The organism is Gottfriedia sp. NPDC057991, from assembly GCF_042886615.1.
GTDB lineage: Bacteria > Bacillota > Bacilli > Bacillales > Bacillaceae_G > Gottfriedia.
The window spans coordinates 616061-643028 of sequence record NZ_JBHVQN010000003.1; the positions used below are offsets into that span (position 1 = coordinate 616061).

Below are 26968 nucleotides of genomic sequence, written 5' to 3' on the forward strand. Positions count from 1 at the left end.
TCCATTCTAAGTATACTTTGTTTTCATAGATTTCTGCATGACCCGTGATTGACCGTCTAGCCTCATTAAATAAAAAAGCACCCCAATTTGAATAGGAGTGCTAAATCTGAATTATTTTAGATTAAGAAATTAAACTATTATGTTTAGGTATTCGAATCATCGCCTTAAATAAATCACCATCAACTTGAATTGAAAACTGTCCTTTTTGAATTTCAATTAGACTTTTTGCTATCGAAAGACCTAAACCGCTTCCTTGGCTAGTTCTCGATTCATCGCCTCTTTTAAATCGTTCCATTAGTTCATCAGCTGAAATATTTAACTCATAAGCTGAAATGTTTTTGAAGGTTAGAAGTATATCATGACCCATATCTTCAATATCAATATATACCCTTGATCCTCTAAGTGCATATTTAAATATATTTGATAATAAATTCTCCACAGACCTCCATAATAGTTTTCCATCCGCTGCAACATAGAGTTTATCTTGAGGTTGATTTATTTTAAATGCTAAATCTAAAGCTTCAATTTTTGCATTAACTTCACCTAAGCCTTGGGTAATTAACGATAAAATATCGATCCGTTCAAGGTGAACTGGTATTGTTCCGCTAGATGCTTTTGCTGCTTCAAATAAATCATCCGTTAATAGCTTTAATCTTTGCGATTTTTGATCCAAAACTTCTACATATTCTTGTATTTTAAGAGGGTTCTCTTCCCTTTTTAATAAATCGACATACGTAATGATTGAAGTCAGTGGTGTCCTTATATCGTGTGATACATTAGTGATGAGCTCCGTTTTCATTCTCTCACTTTTTAGTTCACGATTAACGGCTGTTTTCAAACCATCTGTAATGGTATTTATATTATTAGCAAGACTTGCAAACTCACCTTTCCCATCTACCTCTATACGGTGATGGAAATCGCCTGCTTTTATTTGCTCGACCCCTTCTTTAATCGCATTGAATTTTTTTACTTGTTTATACGCAAACCATGCTGCAAAACCGATCGTGATTGGGAATATATAAAACGTTAATGCAATTAATACTGGATAACCAACTACGAGTAATACAGTTTTCACGCCAATATTGCCGCTCTTATATACATTTTTAATAAATGTAAAAAGCCTACTTAATAAAAGATAGATTAAAGTATGTTTTATCAGTGTTCTATTTTTAATATTTTTTATTAATGATAGAATCAGCACTAATGCTACAATTAAAAACGGTATCGTAAGGAAGAAAACTAACTTATTAATGACTTCAATTGTCAGCATTTCTACTAAAGCTATCCAAGAGGAAATTAGAGCTATTAACAGTACTATATTAATATCATTAAATAATTTATCAGTGGCATTTAAATGTAATTCTTGAGCTTTAAATGATTTTCTACCAATAATGAATGCTAAGTAAGCAAAAGATAGTAAAAACCCTACTGAACAGGTTATGAAAAGAATGAATGCCTTCGTTGCAATTGACTTATTTTCTTTCCATTCTTTTATTTTTTGATCCAAAGCATCTTGCTTGAATGCAATAGAAACTTCCATATTCTTTGCATTCAACGGATCTAAATCTTCAGTAATCCAATTAAAACGCTTATTCTTTTCAATTGTTGCTGGATAAATTTCTCTTTTATAATCTTTGTATATTACATAAGAAGGATTTCCTTTAAATTGACCTTTGAAAGTATTATTCGTAAACTCATTAACACCATCATTGGCATAATATAATAGATCTTTATTTCCAGCTACTACCTGCATCAACCCTTGATATGTTTTTAGATCATCCGTTATCATCTGATTCTTTGCTTGATTAATTTCTTTTGCATAAGCCTTTTTAAAATTTTTAAAGTTTTCTTCTTCGCTTAAGCTTGGATTATATATTTTGGACCGCGCCTCAAAATCAGGATATAAAGATTCTTCAATTGTTTTCAGATCCTCTGTACTAATTGTTCCACCCTTTGAAATATTCTCTTCACTTTTATACTCACTTACTAATTGAGTCAGGCTACTTAAAATAGGCTCAACTTCCAACATATAGGATTTGCTTAGAAAGTAATTATCTTCAAAGACTATTCCAAAATCATCATCAGTTAAAGCTTCCATATTCGCAATAGACTTAAGTATGCCTGAAAAAAATAAAACGACTATTGTAAAAACAATTACTTTTGTTGTTATCGAATGACTATATTTTCTCGACCTTATATCCAACTCCCCACACCACCTTCAAATATTTTGGTTCTTTAGGATTTATTTCGATCTTCTCTCTAATTTTTCGAATATGAACAGATACTGTATTTTCGGGATTAAAAGCTGTTTCATTCCATACTCTTTCATAAATTTCTTCAATTGAAAATACCCTACCTGCATTTTCAGTCAAGAGCTTTACAATCTTATACTGAACTGGAGTAAGATGAACAACTTCCCCATCAACTGTAATGATTTTGCTTTCATCATCGATTACAAGCCCTCCACTTCGATATAAACTATTCTTTGTTTCAAGACTTCCTAAGCTTGTATATCTTCGCAGTTGTGATTTAACTCGTGCAATGAGCTCTAAGGGATTGAATGGCTTTGTTATGTAATCATCTGCTCCTAAATTTAAGCCTAAAATTTTATCAGAATCCTCGGACTTCGCAGACAGCATAATGACAGGCACACCATAATTTTCTCTAATCTTCATCGTAGTCCGAATTCCATCTAATTTAGGCATCATAATATCCATAATAATGAGATGGATTTCTTTGTTTTCGATGGTCTCCAAGGCCTCTACTCCGTTATAGGTCTTGAACATGCTATATCCTTCATTTTCTAGATAAATACAAATTGCCTCAACAATAGACTGATCATCATCACAAACTAATATGTTCATGTATCTCTCTCCTATTTACCTTTTTCAAAATTGTATCACCTCTTTATTTTTCATGTTAAGAGGATGATAACAGTAAAATCTTAATAACCTCTCAATGTAAATCTTAAGATTTTCTTAGGATTATTAAAAAGTATAGACTTTGTCTTCTTTTATAATGTTGACGGCTCGTAAGTAGTTAACCCTTTAATTATTTATTGGATTAAATGAGTATACACTTAAATCTCCTTAATAAAAGTTGGCTATTTATTTACAAATAATTTAAATTTCCCTAAAAAAAACTATGGTATTGTGGAATTAGGCAATGGAAATATAATACATATTTAGGTCATTCATGGTGTTTTAAGTGAATATAAAAAAATTAATGCACCTGCATTTTAAAGCCATTTTCTATTGTTCTTAACCTATTAGTGAGCAAAAATTGAGATCACAAAAAAATACTATAAGGAGGTGCTAAAACGTTTTTTTAAGGTATCTGTATGTAAACAATCTGCTCTAGATTAAGTAATAGTTTTTTTTGCCCTATTAAACATATTTTTTTATTTTTCTTGTGCAAATTATCATATTAGCACATTTTCTCTATAACCAGGGTCCATGGTACCTCAAGAACCCTCAACCAGAACACCATCTTTAGGACACCTACTATTTTATTCCCCCCCAAGCATACACAATGAATGGATCGAGTTCTTATTCTTGGGTTGTTTCAATTACTATCAGTATTTTTTCAAAACTTAGTAGGAGGTTTTTATTTTATGTCAGAAAGTCGAACGGTACAAAAGACTATGTTATCTAAAAAAATTAAGAAAAATTTCAAAAGAAAGACAGCCTTCATCGTTTGTTCTAGTTTAGTTTTTTTTAGTTCTGCTTTAGGGAACTTATTTACGAAACCTGCACAGGCTGCTGTTGGATCTCATGTCGTTATCAGCGAAGTTTATGGTGGTGGAGGTAATAGCGGTACTTCCTACAAAAATGATTATATTGAACTTTATAATCCTTCAGATTCAAGTATTAGCTTGTCTGGATGGTCTGTCCAATACGCTTCTTCAACTGGTACATTCAGTAGCATTACAAATTTGACAGGTAGTATTGGTTCATATCAGTATTATTTAATTAAAGAAGCAAGTGGTGGTGGCGGAACTGTTGATCTACCGACTGCAGATGTTACAGGTACAATCAATTTAAGTGCAAGCAGCGGAAAAGTTGCGCTAGCAAAAGTTACAACAGCGGTATCAGGTTCAACGGATTTAAATATGGTCGATTTTGTTGGTTTCGGCTCTGCAAATGATTCAGAAACTACACCAGTAGGTACTATTTCTGCCACGACAAGTGTAGAACGTAAAGACAACAATGGTGGAACCGTCCAAGGTCAAGGAAATGGTTGGGACACAAATAATAATGCTAATGACTTTGTGATTACGAGCAGCCTAGTTCCTCAAAATTCGTCTTCTACGGCTGAGCCTTCTACACAAACTCAAACGGGCACTGATAATGATCATATCGGATTAGGGAATCCAAGTGGTGCTACAAGTAATGTATCTAATTCTAATAATTATTTAATGGTTAAGCCTCAGTATGATCTATCTTACAACAATAGCAAACATGAGCCTAACTGGATTAGCTGGCACATAGGTTCATCTGATCTCGGAAGTGCGGCTCGTCAGGATGACTTCCGTGCTGATACAACATTGCCATCAGGGTGGTATCAAGTTACTGCTAGTGAATTTTCAGGAAGTGGGTTTGATCGAGGTCATATGTGTCCATCTGCTGACCGTACATCTACTGTTGCTAATAATTCAGCAACTTTTCTAATGAGCAATATGATTCCTCAAGCTCCAAATAACAACGAGATTACTTGGGCAAATTTAGAAGAGTATAGTCGTTCACTTGTATCAGCCGGAAACGAATTATATGTACTATCTGGTGGCTATGGATCCGGAGGCACTGGGTCTAACGGATATAAGACTACTGTTGGAAATGGCGTTGTCGTGCCAGCAAAAACATGGAAAGTGATTGTTGTATTACCAAACGGGAATAATGATTTAAATCGTGTTACAACTTCTACGAGGGTAATAGCTGTAGTGCTGCCAAATGATCAAACAACTTCTAGCCATCCTTGGAGCTACTATAGGGTAAGTGTAGATTCAATTGAGTCTATGACTGGTTATGACTTCCTATCCTCGGTGCCGGCTAACGTTCAAAGTGCAGTCGAAGCTAGCGTTGACAATGGACTTACAAATTAAGTCAATGGGATAGTTTCTTCTTTTGATGGGAAATTAGACTAAATACATAGAAAAGGGAATGTGATCCAAAAAACTATTGGTAGCACATTCCCTTTTCTATTTTACTTATGATGTTCCATTTATTCTAACTCTGGCCAGTACTTTTTATTAGCTTCAACTAAATCATCTAATATCTCATTTACTTATGATAAGGCTCATTTCTATTAATCCGAAAAGCTCGATAAATCTGCTCGACTAAAACCAACTTCATTAATTGATGCGGAAAAGTCATTTTTGAAAATGACAATGTATCATCCGCTCTTTTCATCACAGCATCACTTAGACCTAACGATCCACCAATTACGAATGCTACTTTGCTGTTTCCATATGTGGCAAGTTGATCTATTTTTTTTGCTAGTGATTCAGACGTATGTTCCTTCCCCTTAATTGCTAATGCAATTACATATGCATCTTCTGCTATTTTACTTAAAATTCTTTCGCCTTCTTTTTCCTTGACGATTAGCATGTCTGCATCGCTTAAATTCTCTGGTGCTTTTTCATCCGGGACTTCGATCATATCCATTTTTGCATAACTAGATAATCGTTTTATGTATTCATCTATCCCCATCTTTAAATACTTCTCTTTTAACTTTCCAACACTGATAATTGAGATATTCACACTATATCCTCACTTTACGAACAAGTTATACACAAAAGTTATCCACATACCCACAATTTCTATCCACATTTAGTGGGGGAATCTATGTTCGATACAATATATATGGCATCATTTTGACAATATTCACAGGTTGTGGATATATTATGCGTTTTTTCGACTTTATTCAACAGAGGTGTTTCACTATACTTATCCACAAAATCGTCAAGAGCCCATTCTACATGCTCATCACAGCTTAAAATTGTTTTTTTCACTTATACACAGCTCCTTTTTTATAGCACATAAAGAAAACTCGTCGATTGACGAGCCTTTTAGGCGAAGTCAGAGGCGTAGTTGCACTTATACTTAATTCCTAAAATTGGCGACTACGTCGAGTACCACTCCCTGCTGCCCAATTTATAGTGTTTTAACGTAAAAAAAAGAGGAAAAGTAAACTCTCCCCTTAAGTATGCGCTTTGTTTTATACATACACTATATCTGTTGGTTTTTGAGGATCCGTATCATGAATTTCAAATTGCATCCCAACTTCAAATCCTTTTCCCTCTAATGTTTGTGTAACAGACATTCTGGCAAGCTCTTTCATATTATTATCTTGGCTTAAATGCGCAAGATAAATACGTTTTGTTTTATCTCCAATTACATCAGCCATTGCAAGTGCAGCATCCTCATTTGATACGTGACCAACATCGCTTAATATACGGCGTTTAATGCTCCAAGGATATCTACCCATGCGTAGCATTTCAACATCATGGTTACTTTCAAAAATGTACATATCTGCGTTAGAAATGATTCCCTTCATTCGATCACTTACATAGCCTGTATCCGTAATTGTAACAAATTTTTTCTCGTTATGATGAAATACGTAAAACATTGGTTCAGCAGCGTCATGTGATACACCAAATGATTCAACTTCAATATCCCCAAACTGAATCGTCGTTTCCATGTTAAAAATGAACTTTTGCTCTGTTGGAATTTCTCCAATTAAATGGTTCATTGCTTTCCATGTTTTTTCATTCGCGTAAATTGGGATTTGATATCTTCTGGCAAGAACTCCAAGTCCTTTAATGTGATCACTATGCTCATGCGTGACTAGAATGCCGGAAACTTCTTTTATATCCTTGTTGATTTCTTTAAATAAAGACTCCATCGCTTTACCGCTTAGTCCTGTATCAACTAAAAGCTTAGTTTTCTCCGTCCCAACGTATAACGCATTTCCGGTACTTCCACTTGCAAGTACACTAAAATGCAGACTCATCGCTATTCACTCCATTGTTCTTTATCTATCTTAATTATTTGTCCCTCAATAGCATTTACAAAGTAATCCTGCTGTTCATTGGCAATGATATGCCATGCTGGTGCTATGAATTTAACTCCATTCGATAACGGGATTACTGTATAATAGCCAAAGTCAACCTTTGTAATTCGATCACTCGGTTTTAATTCATCTTTAACAAATAAATTTTCAATGGCTTTAATTGCCGGTAACGCTTCTTGCACATTCTTTTTATCGATCATTTCCTTTAAGTTTTCTAAATATCTTTGGCGATACCCGTAAATCTCATTATTATCGTTATACTTTATTTCAACTACTGAGCTTTCGATATTATAAATTAGGCGATCTTTATAGGTTTGACAGAAGTATATCGTTTTTGACGTTTGATCTATTTGACAATAACGATAGTTACCACCATTCCAAACATACTCCTTCACAAAGTTTTCTAAGAAGAGTATTTTATTTGTCTCTGCAATTGGAACTGGTTTTTTCAATTGACTTTGTAATACATCTTTGTAGATTTGTATATTCTGTCCTTTTCGATCAGCAAAATTTTTCTTCGAGAAATCCTTACTATTACCCGATATATAAGATTCCTTTAAAGAATTTTTAGGTAATGTCACATATGTGATATCATTTTCCTTTAATTGCTCCTCAATACTCGATTCCGCCATCGTATCAAACTGGTCGCTACTTCGCTTTTGATAATATTGAATCGCTAAAAATAAATCTAATACTAAGAAAGTTAAAATAAATATTGTTTTGATTCTACTCCAATCCAACAATATTCACCCCAGTTCTACTTAGCAAATCTTGATCAATCTTCTTATATGTGTCATCGTAATTTATAATCCAAACAGGTTTTAACTGAATTGCTCTATTATAGTACGGTTGATTGATAGTTGATTTCTCTTCATCAAATATCGTCTCGTACCCTAAGCTAATATCCTTAATAAGGGATTTGTTAATAGACTTATTTTTAGATATGATCTCCATAATTTGAGAACCAGCCATTAACTCCATTTCACTTTCCTTCTTGTCCACCTGGATTCTAGTAAATTTATACAATGGACGTTTAAAGGTTTCTATATCGTCTACTCCCCAGCTCGTCGTAATTGTTGAATTATTATACACAGGTAAATTATTTACAAAAAGTCTAAATGAAACTTCATTATTTTCAGGTTTAACGCCAGACAAAATATATCCATCAGTCCAGCCACCGTGAGCATTAATAAAATCAACACTTCTTTGGACTAATAAATTAGGACTTTGATTATTATTGTTTTCAGGTGTTGTCGGGTTAACAAATGAAATCGACCGATTTAATGGTGAAACTGACATTAATCTAGTACCGTCTGTGAATGTATCTCCTGAATCGGTACTTTCTTTTCGGACATTTGATGGATCACTAAATATAGCATCTTTTAATTTATCAACATCGATATCCGTTGTAAGGAACTCCATCGTTGTTAATTTGATTGGTTTTTTAGGTAAATAAATTATTTTACCTGAATCTAACTTATATCCTAAGCTTTCAGTAAAGCTTTCGTAATTGTCTCTTATCTTTTCAACTGATGCAATAATTGAAGAGTTATCAAATGTTGCTCCATAAAGAATGTTTTGTGCTTCATTCGAAAAATAGATCCTTGCTGAAGAATCTTGTTTAGTAGATAAATTGATGATTATTCGATCAAATAAAACATTTTGTAATCGTTTTGCGTCTAGATTAAGAACTTTACCTAATGTCTCAATTGGCACTACAGTTGGAAAAATAATTTCTAGTTTATTTTTTCCTTTTGTTATTGATTGGTAGGCAACTTCAGATGTTCTATTTGTCAGGTTTTCAAAATTTGTGATTTCGGATTTCTGCAATGATCTATAAATCGGTGATATATTACTCTGTTTAGTTGTTTCATAATTTTTATTCGATTCATGAACAACTAATAAGTTCGGAATTACTATGTCCTTAAAGTCTCTTTTGGCACCAATTGAAACTTTTTGGACATAGTCTTGATTTTGAAGTACATCGTATGTTGGTTGATATGACCATAAGCTATATGAAAGAACTAAGCTTACTATAACAAGAGTAGTTAAAATAACTGATTTTATATGTTCTCTTCTCATTCCCACTCATCCTCTTGGTCATCAGCCACTGGAAGTGTGAAATAGACTGTTGTACCCTTTCCTTCTTCACTTTTAGCCCATATATGACCATCGTGCGCGTAAATCATTTCTTTTGCCAAAGCAAGCCCTAGGCCAGTGCCCCCAACTTGTCTTGATCTAGCTTTATCTACTCGATAGAAACGATCAAATATCTTTGATAGATTTTCTTTTGGAATTCCCATACCTTCGTCAGTAATACTAACTAATATTTGATCTCTAGACTCCTTAATACGATAAGTTACAGTCCCACCCTCCGGTGAATACTTTAGTGCATTGGAAATAATATTATCTAACACTTGTGTAATTTTATCTTCATCTATAAATACAAATCTTGTCTTACTTATAAACTCACGTTTGAACGATACTTCTTGAGACTTACTCATTTCATGTCGATCAATTATACGATTAAATAATTCTGTAAAGTTTACCCAATCTTTCATTAAACGATATTCAGTACTATCTAACTTAGATAATTGTAATAAGTCATTTACTAATCGAATCATTCGTTCCGTTTCATCTTGAGTTACTTGTAAAAACTTAGGTGCAATTTCTTTATTCTCCCAAGCTCCATCTGACAATGCTTCTAAATAGCTTCTCATCGTTGTTAACGGTGTTCTTAATTCATGCGACACATTGGAAACAAAATCTCTACGTTCTTGCTCTATCTTTTCCTGTTCAGTTACATCATAAAGTACAGCGATTAGACCATTAACTTTACCAGATTCTTTTTGAATAGTTGAAAAGCTAGATCGTATAATCATTGGTCTCTTATTATCGCTATAATCTAACATAATTGAATCTGGCTCATCGTATAAATCATCTAAAGTATTAATCTTTTCGATTCCCAATACCTCTAAGATAGATTTATTTAATACTGTTTCACGTGAAACATTTAGCATCGTTTCAGCTGGATCATTTAAGAGAATAATTTTTCCTCTACGGTCAGTTGCAATAACCCCGTCTGACATATGCTCTAATACTGATTGAAGCTTTCTTCTTTCTCCATCTGTTGAAGCTCTAGCTTGCTGTAAATTACGTGATAGATTATTAAATGATATCGTTAATTCACCAATCTCATCTTCACTATAAGCCTTTAATTTGCGAGAGAAATTTCCTTTCGCCATTTCTTGGGCCTGTCTTCTTATTTCAGAGATTGGCTTCGTAATTGCTTTAGCCAATAATATCCCTAAAATGGATGTAATCGCGACTGCTATAATTGTACCCGTTGAAAAAATACGGTTAATTAATTCCATTCTTTCATAAGTGCTTTCCATTGAAGCACTCGTGTAAATGGCTGAAACAATTTCGTCGCCTTCCATTACTGGGGTAACAATCGTTTTCATTCGATGACCATTTTTAGGATCAATTAACACTTTTTCAGTTCTAGTACCTACTAAAAGTGCTCTTTTAACTAAAATATCAGTTGTCCTTTTACCAACAATAGACCGATTACTAGAATCCGAAGTAGCAATGACTTCACTATTTTGGTTAATAACTCTTACGTCTGATATTCCAATATTCTTTCCAAAGTCAGAAACTATTTTTCGGATATTAGCTTTTACCTCTGGATCGTCCAGAGTTTTCTTTTTTTCATACTCGATTTTTATATTATAAGCCAGTAGCTTAGCTCGTTCGTTTATCGCAACTGTAAAACTATTTACGAGTTGCTTTTCAAGCTCTCTCGAAAAATAAACGCTAATAATTTGCATAGCCACCAGTATGAGTAAAATATAAACAAGTACAAATTTAAATACAATTGATTTAAATAAACCAACTTTATTATAAGCTGCCATTAATCTTGCTCCGGATCACGCAGGTAATATCCTACTCCTCTTCTTGTTACAATGAAAAGTGGATAACTTGGATTGTCCTCAATTTTTTCACGAAGTCTTCGAATTGTTACATCGACAGTTCGTACATCTCCAAAATAATCATAACCCCAAACGGTTTGAAGTAAGTGTTCTCTCGTCATAACCTGTCCGATATGCTTTGCTAAGTAATATAGTAATTCAAATTCGCGGTGAGTTAATTCGATCTTCTCGCCACGTTTTGTTACGATATAAGCGTTTGGATTGATAACAAGCGAACCAATAATAACTTCAACTGATTCCTCTTTTTCAGATGTAGCTCCTGTTTGGTGTCTACGTAAATTTGCTTTAACTCTAGCAAGCAACTCACGTGTACTAAATGGTTTTGTTACGTAGTCATCTGCTCCCATTTCTAAACCTAGTACTTTATCTAATTCAGAATCTTTTGCTGTAATCATAATGATCGGCATATCATGATTCTTTCTAATTTCTCTACAAACTTCTAAACCATCTCTAATTGGCAACATAATATCTAATAAAACTAGATCAGGAAGAAACTCATCTACTTTTTGTAATGCTTCCTCTCCATCATACGCGCAAACAATTTCAAAACCTTCTTTTTCTAAATTAAACTTCAATATATCAGCAATTGGTTTTTCATCATCGACTATTAATATTTTTTTATTCATTCCCCGCACTCCTTTTCTAGTCAGTTTTTGCTGCCATCAATTCTATACATATCTTTTGCAATTTAGTATTAAATTAGGCAACAAATGAACTTTTCATAGCAATTTCGTTTTGTGGACTATCTCTCTAAATATAATACGACTACGATCATACGTGTTATTCTTTTTATATATAAACACTAGATTTTTGAAAAAAACCTCTAGCTTGTTGCTAGAGGTCTACTCCACTTACTTCTATTTTAAATTAAGTATGTTTTTTTGTAAAATCGAACCGTTTTAATCAAACTAGAATCTATTTTCTATTAGGTTGATATAAAATAAAAAACTACTGTATATACAGTAGTTTTTATGATGGCTCGGGACGGAATCGAACCGCCGACACGAGGATTTTCAGTCCTCTGCTCTACCGACTGAGCTACCGAGCCATTATATGGCGGTCCCGACCGGGATCGAACCGGCGATCTCCTGCGTGACAGGCAGGCATGTTAACCGCTACACCACGGGACCAAGATAAGTTTATAAAAAAGGATGACCCGTACGGGACTCGAACCCGTGTTACCGCCGTGAAAGGGCGGTGTCTTAACCGCTTGACCAACGGGCCACATTAATTTAAGAAAAGATGAGCCATGAAGGATTCGAACCTTCGACCCTCTGATTAAAAGTCAGATGCTCTACCTACTGAGCTAATGGCTCATAAAATGATTAACTTCATAAACTATATACTAGTTATGACGACAAGATTTATCTTATCATACTTTCTAATAAATTTGCAATAGTTTTTTTAAAAAATTAATAAAAGCCCCTAAATTTTTATTTAAGGGCTTTTTATTATATTAAGCTCCGAAAACGTTACGTACGATATTTGTTTGGTTACGGTCTGGACCTACTGAGAATACAGATAATGGAATACCTACTAATTGAGACACACGTTCTACATAATGTCTTGCATTAACTGGTAGTTCATTAAGAGTTTTCACTCCTGTAATATCTTCTGTCCAACCTGGAAGTTCTTCAAAAACTGGCTCACATTCTGCAAGTTGTTTTAAGCTAGCAGGGAACTCAGTAATTGTTTCTCCACGGAATTTATAAGCAACGCAAATTTTAACAGTCTCTAGTCCTGTTAATACGTCAATTGAGTTAAGTGATAAATCAGTAATACCGCTAACGCGACGAGCGTGGCGAACTACTACACTATCAAACCAACCAACACGTCTTGGTCTTCCAGTAGTTGTACCGTACTCACGACCTACTTCACGAATTGTATTTCCAATTTCATCGAAAAGCTCAGTTGGGAATGCACCTTCACCAACACGAGTAGTGTAAGCTTTACATACACCAACAACGTGATTAATTTTGGTTGGACCAACACCAGATCCAATTGTTACTCCACCTGCAACAGGGTTAGAAGAAGTAACGAATGGGTATGTACCTTGGTCGATATCTAACATTACACCTTGTGCGCCTTCAAATAATACGCGCTTTCCACCATCAATTGCATCATTTAATACAACAGAAGTATCACACACATATTTTTTAATTTGTTGTCCGAACTCATAATATTCTTCAAAAATCTCTTCGATATTTAATGAATTTGAATCATACATTTTTTCAAATAAATTATTTTTCTCTTCAAGATTGCGTTTTAATTTTTCGTAAAACTCTTCTTTATCTAAAAGGTCTGCCATACGGATTCCCACACGTGCAGCTTTGTCCATATAAGCTGGTCCAATACCTTTTTTAGTAGTACCAATCTTATTATCACCTTTACGCTCTTCTTCTAACTCATCTTGTTTTAAATGATAAGGTAAGATAACATGAGCACGGTTACTAATACGTAAGTTGTCAGTTGAAACACCTTTATCATGTAGGTATGCTAGCTCTTGAACTAAAGCTTTAGGATCTACAACCATACCATTTCCAATAACACAAATTTTATCTGAGAAGAAAATACCTGATGGAATTAAATGAAGTTTGTACTTTACACCATTAAATACGATTGTATGACCTGCGTTGTTACCACCTTGATATCTTGCAACTACTTCTGCCTGTTGTGATAAAAAGTCGGTAATTTTTCCTTTTCCTTCGTCTCCCCATTGAGAACCAACTACTACTACTGATGACAATGTACTGCACCTCCGATTAAAATACGCTATTTCCGAACTAAAACCAAAACTAGTATATCAAACTTACGGAATTTGTCAATAAATCTCTTTGAATAATTCTGTTCTAAGTTTTTTTTGTTCGTAAATACAAACTAAAGAATTTGATAAAAATAGTTTACCCTAACAAAAAAAAATAATCACATAGATTCACTATGCGATTATTTTTAGATGAAATCCAAAGTAGTAGAGAGCAGACTGATTAAACATATTTATGACTGTCTGATTACAAACTTTTTAGGCACCTGGTGCTTGCTCGTCAAACCTTCGTTCTAAGTTTACGAACTTGTTATATTCTTTTACGAACGCTAATGAAACAGTACCTACTGGACCATTCCTTTGTTTAGCAATAATGATTTCAATAATATTTTTATTCTCCGATTCTTTATCGTAGTAATCATCTCGGTATAAGAACGCAACGATATCCGCATCTTGCTCAATACTTCCTGATTCACGAATATCAGACATCATTGGGCGTTTATCTTGTCTTGATTCTACGCTACGTGATAGCTGAGATAAGGCTATTAGAGGTACTTTTAATTCCCTCGCCAGTCCTTTAAGAGAACGTGAAATTTCTGATACTTCTTGTTGACGATTTTCTCCACCTTTGCCGTTACCTTGAATAAGCTGCATATAATCAATTAGGATCATTCCTAAGCCATGCTCTTGCTTCAGTCTTCTACACTTAGCGCGTATATCATTTACTCTAATACCAGGTGTATCATCGATATATATGCCTGTACCAGCTAGGCTACTAGCAGCCATCGTAAGCTTATTCCAATCCTCTTGTTCAAGATTACCTGTACGCAGTGCCTGTGCATTAATATTCCCTTCCGCACAAAGCATACGCATTACAAGCTGATCTGCTCCCATCTCGAGACTGAAAATTGCTACGTTTTCATCTGTTTTAGTCGCTACGTTTTGTGCGATATTCAACGCAAAAGCTGTTTTACCTACAGAAGGACGGGCTGCTACTATAATTAAGTCATTCGGCTGAAATCCCGCTGTCATACGATCTAAATCAGTAAACCCTGTCGGTACACCTGTGATATCGCCACGTTGATTAAATAAAGTCTCAATTTTACTAAATGTAGTAAATACTACATCTTTAATACTTTGAAAACCGGAAACGTTCGTGCGCTGAGCTACTTTTAAAATACTTTTTTCAGCCTCGTTTAGTACAACATCTACCGGATTATCTGGCGCATAGCTTTCCGCTACAATATTTGTAGCGGTTCTTATTAATCTTCTTAAAGTAGATTTTTCTTCAACGCTCTTTGCATAGTATTCAACGTTAGATGCCGTTGGTACCGAAGCCAGCATATCATTTAAGTATGATACTCCTCCTACTTCTTCTAACACTCCTTGATTAGCTAGTTCAGAAGTTAGCGTGATAACATCTAGAGGCTCATTCCTTGAAGCAATCTTAAGCATTGCTTCAAATATTTTTTGATGGGCAGCTCGATAAAAGTCATCTGGTAAAAGCCGTTCTGAAGTTGATATTAGCGCCTCTGAATCTAACAGTATGGCTCCTAATACAGCCTGTTCAGCTTCTATATTCTGTGGTGGAGTACGATCATTTAGCAAATCACTCATTTCTAGTCCTCCAGATGCTTGTTTTTCTTATTGTTCCTTAACGTGTACTTTTAAAGTTGCACTTACTTCAGGATGCAATTTTACTTTAATATTTGTTACACCTAAGCCTCTAATCGCATCATTCATTTCGAATTTACGTTTATCTAGTTTAATACCATGTACTTTTTGAAGCTCATCAGCAATTTGTTTGCTAGTGATTGATCCGAAAAGACGACCGCCTTCACCTGATTTAGCTTTTAGTTCTACTGTTAGAGTTTCAATTGTTTCTTTTAGCTTTTTACAATTTTCTAATTCGTTTTGTGCATCTTTTAATTCTTTATTTTTTTTCGCTTCAAGAGTTTTCATATTACCTGCAGTAGCTTCAATAGCATCCCCATTTTTGATTAAGAAGCTTGCATAGCCATCTGCGATATTTTTAGTTTCCCCTTTTTTACCTTTTCCTTTTACATCTTTTAAGAAAATTACTTTCATTTGTTTGTTCTCCCTTCAATATATTCATCGATTATTCTCAATAAATGTTGTTCAACTTCTCTGATTGAAGAAGATTCAATTTGTGAAGCAGCATTTGTTAAGTGACCGCCACCGCCAAGCTCTTCCATTATTAATTGAACATTTATATTCCCTAATGAACGACTGCTGATGCTAACAAGATTATCTGACCTTTTCGCAATAACAAAAGATGCAATGACATCAGTCATCGTTAATAATGTATCTGCAGCCTTTGCGATTAAAACTTGATCATAGTTTACATTGTCTTTTCCAAAGCTAATCGCAAAGCCCTCTTTGTACATATAGGCTTCCTCTATTAATTCTGCTTTGCGAATATATTCATTCATATCTTGTTTTAATAAATTTTGAACGAGTATTGTATCCGCGCCATTCGAACGCAAGTATGATGCTGCGTCAAAAGTTCGTGCCCCTGTTCGGAAAGTAAAACTCTTTGTATCAACAATAATTCCTGCAAGTAAGGCTGTTGCCTCAAGCATGCTTAATTTTATTTTCTTAGGCTGGTACTCCAATAACTCTGTAACTAATTCTGCGGTAGAGGAAGCGTACGGCTCCATATAAACTAGAATTGCATCCTTAATGAAGTCCTCTCCTCGTCGATGATGGTCTATAACAACAATTTTATCTGTCTCATTTAAAAGTGATTCTTCTTCAACCATTGTTGGTCTATGGGTATCTACTACGATTATTAATGTATCTTCAGTAATAAGTTCTTTTGCTTTTTCAGGTGAAATAAAACAAGACATAAATTGTTCATTTTTAGACATTTCCCTCATCAACCGATTAACACTTTTATCTACTTCACCTTTATCAATTACTACATAACCATCCACTTCATTATGCATTACCATTTTTAAGATCCCAACTGCTGAACCAAGAGCATCCATGTCAGGTAACTTATGACCCATTATCATAACATTGGTGCTACTCTTCATTAAATCTCTTAATGCATGCGAGATTACCCTCGCTCTAACTCTCGTTCTCTTTTCTACAGGGTTTGTTTTTCCACCAAAAAACTTTACTTTACCGTTAATGTTTTTAACAGTTACTTGATCTCCCCCGCGCCCTAGCGCTAAATCTAAGCCTGATTGAGCTAGTTGACCAAGTTCGGTTAAATTTAAACTGCCTACTCCGACACCGACGCTTAGAGTAAGAGGCAAATTACGTTTTGTAGTTTCTTCCCTTACTTGGTCTAATATAGAGAACTTATTATTTTCTAATGCTGCCAGAATTCCTTCATTTAAAACTACACTATAACGATCAGATGAAACACGTTTCAAGAAAATACCATGGCTATTAGCCCAACTATTTAACATAGTTGTTACTGCACCATTTACACTAGAACGTTCCTGATCATCTAATCCCTGTGTCATTTCATCGTAATTATCTAATAAAATAATTCCGATTACTGTTCTTTGATCTTCGTATAACTTCTCTAATTGTGCCTGTTCTGTCACGTCAAATAAATAAATGTATCGCTCTTCTCTTTTAATTACTACGCGATATGTTCTTTTACTAATAATCAATACATCTTCTTTTTTCTCTTTTTTCGATATTAAAGCCATTAACCCTTCAGATAGATCATATATGTGTTTACCAATTAATGAACGATCGTCTAAAATATTTAAAATATATTGATTGCCCCATTCAATATGGTACTCTCTATCATAAAGTAATACTCCAATTGGCATTTCTGTAATTGCTTCATTACTTAAATTTTTCACTCTCGACATAACTGATTCTATATACATATCTAAAACGTAGCGATACTTAATTTCTAACTTTACAACTAGAAAAATAACGCATAAAAAGATAACAATAAAAATTATCCCTATTTTAGGTTGAATATAGACCACAGTTCCGATCAAAAACACTGAAAGAGCAGTTAAAAGATAGACGGGTATAAGAAACATTTGTTTCTTATGAAAATCTTGCATATGTTCAACCCCTAAGCCAAATAAAATCTAACTTACATATTAAAGTTTATTCACTTTTGCACAACAAATTAGTAACAAATATGTTATTAAGTTTAAATTTTTCTTCTATTAAAGATTCCAATTGAGACGATTCCAATTAGTAAAACAATATAAATTAACGGTTGAATGATAAAACTTGCGATCAATATAATAATTGGTACCGCTTTAGAAAACTTTTTTAAGTAACTAAAATAAAAGATCGATGCATAACCTTGAACAAGTAGTAAAATTTGAAGTACATATGTTAAGTTAATCACTGCTGTACTGAGGAAACTACTTTGTTTCAAATTGAAGAACGAAAAAATCATTACAATTAAAAAGAACCACATGAATCCTACTGGGAGTCTAAACTCTCTAAATGGCTTAAATTTCGGTGTTTTATAACCTAATCTTCTTATTAATGGAAAAGTTACTAGTTGTGTTAAAAAAGCAAGTATAAAACTAACCATTAACAGTAACGAAGGAATTAATGTAGGGATTAATTTAATAGCATTTGTAAGACTATCTAAAGCTTTTTCATTGGCGTTTGTACCGAGACTAGCACTAAGTTCCTTACTTTTTTCTATAGCTTCCGTTGCCAAGTCTATATTCTCTTTAACGAAATCAATATGAAAAACAGCTTTAAATAGTATGTACGATAGTACTGTATGTATTAAATATAAAAAAGTACTAGTAAGTAAAATCTCGCCTTTACTTCGCTCATTTTTCAACAGATACCCAAATGCTATACCAACTGTTGAGTACATTAAAGTAACTGGAAGTAAATTAAATGAGGTAATCACAATTGTTAATCCCAGCGCCACACAGCAAAGTAAAAGTGATTCCTTAATTGAGTATTTAATACTTAGAATAATAAACGGCAGCGGCATAAGGAATGCCATAAAAATTGAGAGAAACGGTACAAATCTAAATATTAACAGTAGTACTGAGTAAATAGCTAAAAGTACTGCACCCTCGGTAATAAAGCGAGTCGATTTCAAAATAAAGCTCCTTTCAACTACCTCTACTTATTTCGCGATAAGCATACTATTTCTTATTTTACCATAAAACTTATTTTTTCATAAATACAAAAAAAGTACAGCACGAGAATGCTGTACTTTTTATTACTTAGCTTATTCAGCCACGTATGGTAATAAAGCCATTTGACGAGAGCGTTTGATTGCAATCGTTAATTTACGTTGGTATTTCGCAGAAGTACCAGTTACACGACGAGGTAAAATTTTACCACGCTCAGAAACGAAACGTTTTAATAACTCAGTATCTTTGAAGTCGATTGTAGTGATGCCGTTTGAAGTAAAGTAACAAACTTTACGACGTTTAGCACGTCCACCTTTGCGTCCACCCATTGCCATTGTTATTTCCCTCCTCTACTTAAAAATTAGTTTTTTAGTAATGTTAACCGTTCAGCATTACACTGTTTTTATTATTAGAAAGGAAGATCGTCATCAGTAATATCAATCGTTTTGCTTGTCCCACCAAATGGATCATCATTAAAGCTAGGCTTTTGAGATGGTGCTTCGAAAGGATTTCCAGCGTTAAAACCTTGATTTTGTTGGTTCATACCGACTGAACCACCTTGGTTACCTGATGCATTTCTTGGTTCTAAGAATTGAACAGAGTCGGCTACAACTTCAGTTACATATACTCTCTTACCATCTTGACCATCAAAACTTCTAGTTTGAATACGACCCTCAACGCCAGCTAAGCTTCCTTTTTTCAAGAAATTTGCTACGTTTTCAGCAGGCTTTCTCCAGATAACGCAGTTAATAAAATCCGCTTCTCTTTCACCTTGCTGATTTGAGTAGGCACGATTCACCGCTAGAGTAAATGTTGCTACGGCAACCCCACTTGGTGTATAACGTAAGTCCGGATCCTTTGTTAAGCGACCTACAAGTACAACACGATTGATCATCTGATTCCTACCTCCCTAAAGCATTTAAAAAATCTTATTTTTCTTCTTCACGGATAACGATATGGCGGATGATATCTTCGCTGATTTTCGCTAAACGATCGAATTCTTGTACTGCTTCTGGCTTAGCAGAAACGTTTACAAGCATGTAGTGTCCATCACGGAAATCGTTAATTTCATAAGCTAAACGACGTTTACCCCACTCTTTAACGTTTGTGATTTCAGCACCTTGTTCAGTTAAAACGCCGTTGAAACGCTCAACTAATGCTTTTTGTGCTTCGTCTTCCATGTTTGGACGAACGATGTACATGATTTCGTATTTATTCATCACAATGTCACCTCCTTTTGGTCTAACGGCCCACTTAAGGGCAAGGAGCAATTTAATTAATCACTCACGAGTTAAAATTATAGCATAGTTTTTTTAAGATAGCAAATCAATAATTCAGTTGCTATTTCATTAAACATTAAATCGGAAATGCATTACATCTCCATCTTGTACGATGTACTCTTTACCTTCAAGACGTACTTTACCTGCTTCTTTTGATGCTGTCATGTTACCATAAGTCGCTAAATCTTCAAAAGAAACTGTTTCTGCGCGAATAAAGCCACGTTCGAAGTCACTATGAATTACGCCAGCACATTGTGGAGCTTTCATGCCTTTTTTAAATGTCCAAGCTCTTACTTCTTGTACACCTGCAGTGAAATAAGTTGCCAATCCTAATAAAGAATAAGCTGCACGAATTAATTGATCTAAACCTGATTCTTCAATTCCAAGTTCTTGAAGGAATGTACGTTTCTCTTCATCATCTAACTCCGCAATTTCTTCTTCAATTTTTGCACTAATTACAATTACTTGAGAACCTTCCTCAGCTGCAAATTCTCTTACTTTTTCAACGTATTCGTTTGATGAAGCATCTGCGATTTCGTCTTCGCCGACATTAGTGATGTAAAGCATTGGCTTAGTCGTTAATAAGTGTAACCCTTTTACTACTTTCATTTGCTCTTCCGTAAACTCTACTGAACGAGCTGGCTTGTCATTTTCAAATGCTTCTCTTAATTTCACTAAAATTTCATGTTCATAAGATGCATCTTTATCTTTTTGTTTCGCTAATTTAGCTACACGATCAATACGTTTTTCAACTGATTCTAAGTCTGCAAGAATTAGTTCTAAGTTAATTGTTTCAATATCTGCAATTGGATCTACTTTTCCAGATACGTGAGTAATATTATCATCTACAAAGCAACGTACTACTTGGCAAATTGCGTCTACTTCACGAATATGAGATAAAAACTTATTTCCTAACCCTTCACCTTTACTTGCACCTTTAACGATCCCTGCGATATCAGTAAATTCAAAAGTTGTTGGAACAGTTTTTTTAGGTTGAACTAATTCAGTTAATTTTACTAAACGGTAATCTGGTACTTCTACCACACCTACGTTTGGATCAATTGTACAAAACGGATAGTTTGCTGATTCTGCCCCCGCTTGTGTAATTGCATTAAATAATGTCGACTTTCCTACGTTTGGTAATCCTACGATTCCTGCTGTTAATGCCATATTTTCCACTCCTATACGAACTTAGTTAATCTTTCACAATTATATTGATTTCAAAAAAAAATAACAAGAAAATCTGAATATTAATTCTAAACATACGAAAGGTATCTAATACGAGCGATCCTTCAGATTGCTCTACTAGATACCCATTGATTTAAAAATCTTCCTACTCTTCAGATCGAACTAAAACCTTTTTTAATTTTCGTGTGAACTCTCTGCGCGGTATTAATACGCTATGCTCACACCCCTCACATTTTAATCGAATGTCCATACCCATTCGAATAATTTTCCATCTGTTCACTCCACAAGGATGAGGTTTTTTCATTTCTACTATATCATTTAGGTTAAATTCTTTTTCTTCCATGTAAAAACTTCACTTCCTTAAAATAGTAGCATACAAACTATACATTCGCATTTTCATTTTTAGTTTCTGGTTGTTTATATAATACCATCTTTGGATACGAAATTTCTATGTTATTTCTTTCAAGTACTTCCTTAATTTCTTTTCGAATTGCTCTAGAAATTTTAAACTGTGTCATTGCTCTAACTTCTGAAGAGATTCGCAATGTTACTTCAGATGGACCTAGGTTTTGTATCCCAAGAAACTCTGGAGGTTTTACCATTTCTTCATATCTATCTGGCATAGTTTTTAAATGCTCTTCAATTACATTTTGTGCATGTTCAATATCGCCCTCATATGAAATACTAACATCTACCATTGCCACAGCATTATGTAATGAAAAATTGGTTACTTCAGTAATCATTCCATTCTGAATGATATGAAGCTCACCAGTTCCGCTTCTAATTTTAGTTGTTTTTAAACCGATTGATAATACTGTTCCTTCGAAAGATTGAACTCTAATGTAGTCACCAACTGAAAATTGATCTTCAAACAAAATAAAAAATCCAGAAATGATATCTTTTACTAAGCTTTGTGCACCAAAACCAATTGCTACACCACCTATTCCTGCTCCAACTAAAAGTCCTTTTATTTCCACACCAAATATCGGGAGAATCGTCAAAACAGCAATAAAGAATATTACATATGCAAGTACATTTTCCATCAATTTAATAAGTGTTACTGATCTTCTTTCTGATACTTGTAACGGTCCTCTAGCATTGACTTTTAAAAGATTACGGATTAACTTTCTTCCGAGTTTTACAGCCAATACTGAAACGATAATAATTAGAGCTATTTTTATTGATGAATTTAAAATTGTGTCCCATTGTTCTGGAGTTAGCATGCTTTTTTTTATTACTTTCTCAGCATTTTCTATTTTATCTGCTGCATTATTCATACTGTATTTTTCCCCCTATCTATTTTCAAATGACTTTAAACGTAATACTAAACGAATTATCACCTTAAAACTACAAATATGAATAAATGTAATAATAGTTTAATTTAATATCGAAGATCGCTTGACGAAAGTATAAATTGTTTAAATTTTGCATAAACTGATACTACTCTCTTAAATGAAAAGTAGGCGATATTATGCAATTTTCAGCAAATCCTTTGCGTAACCTATTCAAGGATGATTATTCTGTATTTCTAGATGACGAAAACGCTATTAACAGATTTGCAGATCGTTTATGTAAGTCGCTTCCAAGTGTACACACTAAAGAAATTGTTTTTGTATGTATTGGAACTGACCGTTCTACGGGAGACTCTTTAGGTCCTTTAGTGGGAACCATGTTAGGAGAATTAAACTTAAGTAGGTTTCATTATTATGGTACTCTTGATGAGCCAATTCATGCGTTAAATCTTTCAGAACAACTTGAAAGAATTAAAGGCAAGTATAACAACCCTTTTATCATTGCTGTAGATGCATGTTTAGGCAGAGTAAAAAGCATTGGTAGCGTGCGCTTATCCAATGGTCCGTTAAAACCTGGGGCTGCAATGAAAAAAGAATTACCTTTAGTAGGCGAGATTAACTTAACCGGTGTTGTAAACGTTAGTGGCTTTATGGAATTCTACGTTCTACAAAATACTAGATTAAGCCTTGTAATGAAAATGGCTAAGTTTATTGCGAATTCAATTAAAGAAACTGAAAGAAAATTTACCTGCCAATTAGATTTTTAACGTAATAGTTTCCTAACTTTCAATTATAAAAAGGTCAGTTAAAAACAAAAAGGGAGTATTAACTGCATTGGAAGACAACACATTTAATATTCCCTATGAGTAACTCATTTTATAATTGAAAGAATTCTTTCCAAATCCTCTTTGTTAAAGAATTGGATTTCTATTTTCCCTTTATCTTTAGCCGATTTAATTTTAACTGAAGTTCCGAATTTTTCTTGTAAAAGATCCTCATATTCACTAAAAAATATGTTTTTAGTTGGATTTTTCTTTGATGTTTCACGTGAAACATTTTCATTTAGATCATTGACTAACGTTTCAACCTCACGAACACTTAAGTTTTTTTCAATTACTTTTAGTGCGGTACCCTCAATTAATCCTTTTCGTTTTAGTCCTAAAAGTGCTCTTCCGTGTCCCATTGAGAGCGAGCCTTCTTCGACCATTTTTTGAACAGAATTAGGTAAAGTTAAAATTCTTAAATAGTTAGCAATATGTGGACGACTTTTCCCAAGTTTCTTTGCCAGTTGTTCTTGTGTTAAGTGTAATTGTTCAATTAAAGTTTGATATGCTTCAGCTTCTTCAAGAGGATTTAAATCATCTCGCTGTAAATTTTCTAACACAGCTAACTCCATCATTTGCTCTTCAGTCAGGTCTCTTACAATAACCGGAACTGTATTTAAACCCGCATTTTTTGCAGCGCGATATCGTCTTTCTCCAGCAACGATTTGGAAACCTTTTATGCTTTTTCTTGCAATGATTGGTTGAAGAATCCCATGTTCAATCACTGATTGAGTTAATTCTAACATTGCAGTCTCATCAAACACTTTGCGAGGTTGGTATGGATTAGGTCTAAGTTCTTTAAGATCAATTTCCTGGACTAACTCTTCTTGCTGATTAATATCTTGAAAAAATGCTCCAATACCTTTTCCTAAACCTTTAGCCATTATCAATCACTTCCTTTGCTAGATCGAGATATACTTCTGCACCTCTTGACTTTGGATCATATGTAATGATCGGTTTACCATGACTTGGTGCTTCACTTAAACGTACATTTCTTGGAATAATTGATTTATAGACGCGATCTTGAAAATATTTTTTTACTTCTTCTATAACTTGAAGCCCTAAATTTGTACGAGCATCTAGCATCGTTAACAATACGCCTTCAATTGCTAAATTTTTATTTAAATGTTTTTGTACTAAACGTACGGTACTTAATAGCTGACTTAAACCTTCGAGTGCGTAATACTCACACTGAACTGGAATAATAATTGAATCAGAAGCAGTTAGTGAGTTTAAAGTTAATAAACCTAATGATGGAGGACAATCTATTAAAATATAATCATAGTTACCTTTTACTGTATCTAAAGCACGCTTTAATCGTACTTCTCTAGAAATAGTAGGTACTAATTCAATTTCAGCTCCAGCAAGTTGAATTGTTGCCGGGATAATATCGAAATTTGGAATAGCAGTATTTAAAATGACATTTTTCGCCTCAACATCATCAACTAATACATTGTAAACACACTGATTTACATCAGCTTTTTCAATTCCAATACCACTAGTTGCATTACCTTGAGGATCTATATCGACTAGTAATACTTTTTTTCCTAAGTGAGCTAAACAAGCACTTAAATTAACCGATGTTGTAGTCTTACCAACACCACCTTTTTGATTCGCTATAGAGATTACTTTAACCACTATGTAATCTACTCCTTCCACAACAAACAATTCTTATTTCCTATTTTACCATGAATAGATTCATCATTGTGTCTAGATTTAAAAATGAACAAAAAAATTCACCACTGAAAAGAGGTGAATTTAATGTTTATTTCTTTGGTATTTTAATTGTTATTTGGTAATAGTCATCATGTTCTTCTTCTTGACTGTCAATACTCATACCTGTTTTAGTAACCATTTGTAAAGATTCACGGATCGTATTCATCGCAATTCTTATATCTTTACTTATGGCCTTAAATTTACGTTTAGCCTTTGGTTTTTTCTCTGTAAGTAATGTTACTACTCGTTCTTCTGTTTGTTTAACATTCAATTGCTTTTCAATTATCTCATGAAGAAGAGTTATTTGTAGTTGAGGCAACTTTAATGGAATAAGTGCTCGTGCATGACGTTCTGTAATCGACTTATCCAATAATGATTGTTGTATTTCCCCAGGAAGTTTCAACAATCTCAATTTATTTGCAACAGTCGATTGACCTTTACCTAGTCGCTGAGCTAGTGCCTCTTGAGTTAAGTTATGTAAATCAATTAGTTTTTGGTAAGCTACGGCTTCTTCAAAAGGAGATAGTTCTTCACGTTGTAAATTTTCAATCAGAGCGACGGAGGCAGTCTCTGTATCGTTAAACGTTTTCACAATTGCAGGAATTGTATCCCAACCTAAAGATGAAACAGCTCTGAATCTTCTTTCCCCGGCAATTATTTCATAAAAGTTTGGTCTAATTTCCCTAACAACAATTGGTTGAATAATACCATGAGTTCGAATCGTTAGCGCTAGTTCTTTAATTTTTTCATCATCAAAGAATGTTCTAGGCTGATACTGATTCGGTACTATGTCCGATACTGGAATTTGGCGAATAACTTCATTACTCGAAACCGAATTTTGAACATCATCACTAATTTCTTTTTCTGATAAGCCAAATAACCTAGATAATGTGCTTTTCAATGTGATTCCCACCCTTTTAGAATTTCGTTCACAATAGAATAAACATAACAAATGTTTCACGTGAAACATTTGTTAGTTTATCATATTAAATCTCTAATGGTTCTTTACCAGGAGTACCCGGTTTACGAGGGTACTTAGTAGGCGTTTTACGTTTCTTTTCTACTATAACAATATTTCGATCACTGTCTTCACTTGGCAGTGTGAAGTGATTAATTGATTTAACTTCTCCACCAAGTGTTTTTATAGCATAATTTGCTTTATCCAACTCTTCTTGACCAGCAGCGCCTTTAAGTGCAACAAAGTGGCCATTTTGTTTAACAAGTGGTAAGCATAATTCAGTTAACACAGACATTCTAGCAACCGCTCTAGCAGTTACAACATTGAAAGATTCTCTCATACCAGTTCTTTTAGCAAAAGTTTCTGCTCGATCATGAATAAATGATACATTCTCTAATTGTAATTCCTTCGCTAAATGGTTTAGAAATGTAATCCTTTTTTGTAGGGAGTCTACGATCGTTAATTTGATAGATGGGAAGCATATTTTAATTGGGATAGAGGGGAAGCCCGCTCCTGCACCAATATCACATAAAGTAATTTCATTAGCGAAGTCGAAATAAAAGGCAGCGCTAATTGAATCATAAAAATGCTTTAAATATACTTCGTCTTCTTCTGTAATAGCAGTTAAGTTCATTTTATTGTTCCACTCAACTAATGTGTGGAAATATATATCAAATTGTTTTAATTGGAAATCAGACAAATGGATTCCTTTATCTTTAAGAGCAGCGATAAATTGTTCTTTATTCACTAGTAATACCCCTATCTATTA

At 34.0% G+C, this 26968-nt stretch carries 26 protein-coding genes and 4 tRNA genes; 2 read left to right on the forward strand and 28 right to left on the reverse strand.

Going from position 1 to position 26968, the window contains the following annotated elements; all coding sequences use genetic code 11:
• Positions 1-121 precede the first annotated feature (121 nt).
• Positions 122-2203 carry a HAMP domain-containing sensor histidine kinase gene (locus tag ACFVR2_RS14295; RefSeq protein ID WP_387362709.1) on the reverse strand — a complete coding sequence of 694 codons (2082 nt, stop codon included), beginning with the start codon at positions 2201-2203 and terminating at the stop codon, positions 122-124.
• On the reverse strand, positions 2178-2864 hold the full coding sequence (locus ACFVR2_RS14300) for a response regulator transcription factor (RefSeq protein WP_387362711.1): 687 nt from the start codon (positions 2862-2864) through the stop codon (positions 2178-2180). The genes ACFVR2_RS14295 and ACFVR2_RS14300 overlap by 26 nt, the downstream gene beginning before the upstream one ends.
• A 749-nt stretch (positions 2865-3613) precedes the next feature.
• Between ACFVR2_RS14300 and ACFVR2_RS14305 the strand changes: the two genes are divergently transcribed.
• Positions 3614-5101: a DNA/RNA non-specific endonuclease gene (locus ACFVR2_RS14305; RefSeq protein ID WP_387362714.1), complete on the forward strand. Its 1488-nt coding sequence runs from the start codon at positions 3614-3616 to the stop codon at positions 5099-5101.
• A gap of 178 nt (positions 5102-5279) precedes the next feature.
• Here the strand turns inward: ACFVR2_RS14305 and rlmH are convergent, their stop codons facing one another.
• From rlmH to ACFVR2_RS14415, 22 genes are all read right to left on the reverse strand, one after another.
• Entirely contained in the window at positions 5280-5759 is a 480-nt protein-coding gene (rlmH, locus tag ACFVR2_RS14310) for a 23S rRNA (pseudouridine(1915)-N(3))-methyltransferase RlmH (RefSeq protein WP_387362716.1), read from the reverse strand.
• A gap of 59 nt (positions 5760-5818) precedes the next feature.
• Positions 5819-6010 (reverse strand): CxxH/CxxC protein, encoded by a 192-nt coding sequence (locus ACFVR2_RS14315; RefSeq protein ID WP_387362718.1) that lies wholly within the window; start codon positions 6008-6010, stop codon positions 5819-5821.
• Between the two features lie 206 nt (positions 6011-6216).
• Positions 6217-7011, reverse strand: a complete 795-nt coding sequence (locus ACFVR2_RS14320; RefSeq protein WP_387362720.1) for an MBL fold metallo-hydrolase — start codon at positions 7009-7011, stop codon at positions 6217-6219.
• A gap of 2 nt (positions 7012-7013) precedes the next feature.
• Positions 7014-7811: a two-component system regulatory protein YycI gene (locus ACFVR2_RS14325; RefSeq protein ID WP_387362722.1), complete on the reverse strand. Its 798-nt coding sequence runs from the start codon at positions 7809-7811 to the stop codon at positions 7014-7016.
• On the reverse strand, positions 7798-9153 hold the full coding sequence (locus tag ACFVR2_RS14330) for a YycH family regulatory protein (protein WP_387362724.1): 1356 nt from the start codon (positions 9151-9153) through the stop codon (positions 7798-7800). The genes ACFVR2_RS14325 and ACFVR2_RS14330 overlap by 14 nt, the downstream gene beginning before the upstream one ends.
• Positions 9150-10985 (reverse strand): cell wall metabolism sensor histidine kinase WalK, encoded by a 1836-nt coding sequence (gene walK / locus ACFVR2_RS14335; protein WP_387362726.1) that lies wholly within the window; start codon positions 10983-10985, stop codon positions 9150-9152. The genes ACFVR2_RS14330 and walK overlap by 4 nt, the downstream gene beginning before the upstream one ends.
• Entirely contained in the window at positions 10985-11689 is a 705-nt protein-coding gene (gene yycF / locus ACFVR2_RS14340; protein ID WP_387362728.1) for a response regulator YycF, read from the reverse strand. The genes walK and yycF overlap by 1 nt, the downstream gene beginning before the upstream one ends.
• Before the next feature lie 349 nt (positions 11690-12038).
• Positions 12039-12111, reverse strand: a tRNA-Phe gene (locus ACFVR2_RS14345).
• 6 nt (positions 12112-12117) lie between these two features.
• Positions 12118-12193 (reverse strand) — tRNA-Asp (locus ACFVR2_RS14350).
• 22 nt (positions 12194-12215) lie between these two features.
• Positions 12216-12287: transfer RNA gene (locus tag ACFVR2_RS14355), tRNA-Glu, on the reverse strand.
• 19 nt (positions 12288-12306) lie between these two features.
• Positions 12307-12379 (reverse strand) — tRNA-Lys (locus ACFVR2_RS14360).
• A gap of 140 nt (positions 12380-12519) precedes the next feature.
• Positions 12520-13809 (reverse strand): adenylosuccinate synthase, encoded by a 1290-nt coding sequence (locus tag ACFVR2_RS14365; RefSeq protein WP_387362730.1) that lies wholly within the window; start codon positions 13807-13809, stop codon positions 12520-12522.
• 273 nt (positions 13810-14082) lie between these two features.
• A complete protein-coding gene (gene dnaB, locus ACFVR2_RS14370) occupies positions 14083-15441 on the reverse strand; it encodes a replicative DNA helicase (protein WP_387362732.1) in 1359 nt (452 codons plus the stop codon).
• Between the two features lie 27 nt (positions 15442-15468).
• Positions 15469-15912, reverse strand: a complete 444-nt coding sequence (gene rplI / locus ACFVR2_RS14375) for a 50S ribosomal protein L9 (RefSeq protein ID WP_387362734.1) — start codon at positions 15910-15912, stop codon at positions 15469-15471.
• The gene (locus ACFVR2_RS14380; protein ID WP_387362736.1) at positions 15909-17885 is read right to left on the reverse strand and encodes a DHH family phosphoesterase; all 1977 of its coding nucleotides are present in this window, start codon (positions 17883-17885) and stop codon (positions 15909-15911) included. Before ACFVR2_RS14380 ends, rplI begins: the two co-directional genes overlap by 4 nt.
• A 92-nt stretch (positions 17886-17977) precedes the next feature.
• The gene (locus tag ACFVR2_RS14385) at positions 17978-18904 is read right to left on the reverse strand and encodes a YybS family protein (protein WP_387362738.1); all 927 of its coding nucleotides are present in this window, start codon (positions 18902-18904) and stop codon (positions 17978-17980) included.
• 132 nt (positions 18905-19036) lie between these two features.
• Positions 19037-19270, reverse strand: coding sequence for a 30S ribosomal protein S18 (gene rpsR, locus ACFVR2_RS14390; RefSeq protein WP_056467298.1), 234 nt, complete (start codon positions 19268-19270; stop codon positions 19037-19039).
• Positions 19271-19350: 80 nt separating this feature from the next.
• Positions 19351-19836, reverse strand: coding sequence for a single-stranded DNA-binding protein (gene ssb, locus ACFVR2_RS14395; RefSeq protein WP_335409248.1), 486 nt, complete (start codon positions 19834-19836; stop codon positions 19351-19353).
• 34 nt (positions 19837-19870) lie between these two features.
• Positions 19871-20161 (reverse strand): 30S ribosomal protein S6, encoded by a 291-nt coding sequence (gene rpsF / locus ACFVR2_RS14400; protein WP_025568958.1) that lies wholly within the window; start codon positions 20159-20161, stop codon positions 19871-19873.
• Positions 20162-20290: 129 nt separating this feature from the next.
• Positions 20291-21391: a redox-regulated ATPase YchF gene (gene ychF / locus ACFVR2_RS14405; RefSeq protein WP_335409250.1), complete on the reverse strand. Its 1101-nt coding sequence runs from the start codon at positions 21389-21391 to the stop codon at positions 20291-20293.
• A 163-nt stretch (positions 21392-21554) separates the two neighbouring features.
• Entirely contained in the window at positions 21555-21752 is a 198-nt protein-coding gene (locus ACFVR2_RS14410; RefSeq protein ID WP_098232427.1) for a DUF951 domain-containing protein, read from the reverse strand.
• A 37-nt stretch (positions 21753-21789) separates the two neighbouring features.
• Complete coding sequence (locus tag ACFVR2_RS14415) at positions 21790-22686, reverse strand: mechanosensitive ion channel family protein (protein ID WP_387362741.1); 897 nt, start codon at positions 22684-22686, stop codon at positions 21790-21792.
• A 194-nt stretch (positions 22687-22880) separates the two neighbouring features.
• Between ACFVR2_RS14415 and yyaC the strand changes: the two genes are divergently transcribed.
• Positions 22881-23468, forward strand: a complete 588-nt coding sequence (yyaC, locus tag ACFVR2_RS14420) for a spore protease YyaC (RefSeq protein ID WP_049813552.1) — start codon at positions 22881-22883, stop codon at positions 23466-23468.
• Positions 23469-23572: 104 nt separating this feature from the next.
• Here the strand turns inward: yyaC and ACFVR2_RS14425 are convergent, their stop codons facing one another.
• From ACFVR2_RS14425 to rsmG, 4 genes are all read right to left on the reverse strand, one after another.
• The gene (locus ACFVR2_RS14425; protein ID WP_387362743.1) at positions 23573-24409 is read right to left on the reverse strand and encodes a ParB/RepB/Spo0J family partition protein; all 837 of its coding nucleotides are present in this window, start codon (positions 24407-24409) and stop codon (positions 23573-23575) included.
• Positions 24402-25163: a ParA family protein gene (locus ACFVR2_RS14430; RefSeq protein WP_025568951.1), complete on the reverse strand. Its 762-nt coding sequence runs from the start codon at positions 25161-25163 to the stop codon at positions 24402-24404. Before ACFVR2_RS14430 ends, ACFVR2_RS14425 begins: the two co-directional genes overlap by 8 nt.
• Positions 25164-25290: 127 nt before the next feature.
• Positions 25291-26142, reverse strand: a complete 852-nt coding sequence (gene noc / locus ACFVR2_RS14435) for a nucleoid occlusion protein (RefSeq protein WP_387362745.1) — start codon at positions 26140-26142, stop codon at positions 25291-25293.
• A gap of 85 nt (positions 26143-26227) precedes the next feature.
• Complete coding sequence (gene rsmG / locus ACFVR2_RS14440) at positions 26228-26947, reverse strand: 16S rRNA (guanine(527)-N(7))-methyltransferase RsmG (protein WP_387362748.1); 720 nt, start codon at positions 26945-26947, stop codon at positions 26228-26230.
• Positions 26948-26968: the final 21 nt, after the last annotated feature.